The following is a 1,726-nucleotide window of genomic DNA, read 5'->3' as shown; positions in this document are numbered from 1 at the left end:
ATTCCTGTTGGTGCTTATTATTATTCTTGTGCAAAGACATATGCAGAGGGTGAGGCAGAGGCATCATTTTTCTATGAGCAATGTCTCAAAGGTAAACAGTTTGAAATGCCAATTTACATTGATGTTGAGGATTCTCATTGGCAAGCTGACAACAAAACAGGAGTGACTGATGCAATCATTGGATTCTGTGAATATTTGGAGGGCAAAGGATTCTATGTTGGAGTTTATGCAAGTCTCTCATGGTTCAACACCAAGATTGATGTCTCCAGATTAAAAGATTATACAAAATGGATTGCAAAATGGTCATCATCAAAGCCATCAGTCACATTCAATGCCTTTGATATGTGGCAGTACAGTGACAATGGCAAGATTGGAGAACATGTGGTTGACCAAAACCTTGCTTTCATTGATTTTCCATCTATTATCAAAAAGGCAGGAAAAAATGGATATAGCAAAGGACAAACATCTCAACCGAAAAAGACCACAAGCACCACAACAATCTATATTGTCAAGGCAGGTGACACATTGAGTGGCATTGCTAAAAAGTACAACACCACTGTGGATGCATTGGTCAAGAAAAATGGCATCAAAAACAAGAATAAGATCTATATTGGGCAGAGGCTCAAGGTTTAGGAGGAATATATGACATCATATGAATTTGAAAAAGTTGCAAAGAATGCAGTCATTAAACTGATGAAAGAGAAATATGATATTGAGTTGACAATGTCTGAACTTGAATTTGTGTGGTTTGCTCATGAGTTGGGATATAAGAAATGCACACTCTATGCTCAGAAGTTAGGACACTATTATCCAGAGGTCACATATAACAGAGACAAGGATGAGATTTATGTGGACATCTATCTCAAGCAGAGCAACACAAAAATCTCTGCGGATGAATTTGATTTTGAGGCTCATATGTAAAGGAGATAAATATGGATGTAAGATATATCACTCAACATGAGGGTTATAGATACGAGGATTTAAGCGAAAAATCGAAACATGAGATTGATTGTTTCAATTATATCTTGGACAAGGTGGATGAGGTCAGCATTGAAGATGATGACATTCTTGCAGAGAATACTCTTGGAAAGATTAAACAGGAGATTGCTGAGGATGTGATTAATACAATAAAAGAACATTTGGAAACCTGCATTCTTGAAATGCAGATTGCTCTTGCAGAACAGGACAAGGAAGATTCCAAGGAGTAGTCCAATGTATAAGTCATGCAGTAAATGTGGCAAGATTCATGACACAAGATTCAAGTGTAATGCAGGCAATGAGATATATAAGAGCATGCAGGAGAGGCATCTGAGGAGCAAGAATGCTTGGACAGAGAAATCAAAAGAGATCAGAGAAAGAGCAAACTATTTGTGTGAGGTTTGCAGAGATCAGGGAAAAATCACATATGATGATTTAGAGGTTCATCATATCACAAAAGTGAGAGATGATGAGTCATTGCTCTTAGATAATTACAATCTGATTTGTCTCTGCCAAGAACATCACAAACAAGCTGACAAAGGTTTGATTGATAAAGACTATCTATTGAGTCTTGCTAAGAGGAGAGAAGATGAATAAAGTTGGTTGGTTCATCTTCTCTTTTATTAATTTATCAAATTTGTTTGAAAATTAATAAAAATAAGCGGATAAAAGGCAGGGAGAAGATCCCCCGTGGGTCATTGTGTCTAATTTTTAGACAATTTCCAAGACAAGTCGGATCGTAGCCATG

The 1,726-nt window shown here is 36.9% G+C and carries 4 protein-coding genes; all 4 read left to right on the top strand.

Annotated elements, in window-relative coordinates:
• Positions 1 to 633: GH25 family lysozyme (locus tag ACKI67_RS03510; RefSeq protein WP_407462008.1), on the top strand; the 633-nt coding region annotated here is incomplete at its 5' end.
• A gap of 9 nt (positions 634 to 642) precedes the next feature.
• Complete coding sequence (locus ACKI67_RS03505; protein ID WP_407462007.1) at positions 643 to 921, top strand: DUF6275 family protein; 279 nt, start codon at positions 643 to 645, stop codon at positions 919 to 921.
• 11 nt (positions 922 to 932) lie between these two features.
• Positions 933 to 1,208 carry a hypothetical protein gene (locus ACKI67_RS03500; protein WP_407462006.1) on the top strand — a complete coding sequence of 92 codons (276 nt, stop codon included), beginning with the start codon at positions 933 to 935 and terminating at the stop codon, positions 1,206 to 1,208.
• Positions 1,156 to 1,575, top strand: coding sequence for an HNH endonuclease (locus ACKI67_RS03495; RefSeq protein WP_407462005.1), 420 nt, complete (start codon positions 1,156 to 1,158; stop codon positions 1,573 to 1,575). Before ACKI67_RS03500 ends, ACKI67_RS03495 begins: the two co-directional genes overlap by 53 nt.
• Positions 1,576 to 1,726 lie beyond the last annotated feature (151 nt).

Source organism: Methanobrevibacter sp., assembly GCF_045577275.1.
Classification (GTDB): domain Archaea; phylum Methanobacteriota; class Methanobacteria; order Methanobacteriales; family Methanobacteriaceae; genus Methanobrevibacter.
The sequence above is the reverse complement of the archived record's forward strand: the minus strand, read 5'-3'. Positions and strand labels throughout refer to the sequence as shown.

Bases quoted from the DNA above. Each gene is read 5' to 3' on its own strand.
- ACKI67_RS03505 (WP_407462007.1), top strand. From the start codon at position 643: ATGACATCATATGAATTTGAAAAAGTTGCAAAGAATGCAGTCATTAAA.
- ACKI67_RS03500 (WP_407462006.1), top strand. From the start codon at position 933: ATGGATGTAAGATATATCACTCAACATGAGGGTTATAGATACGAGGAT.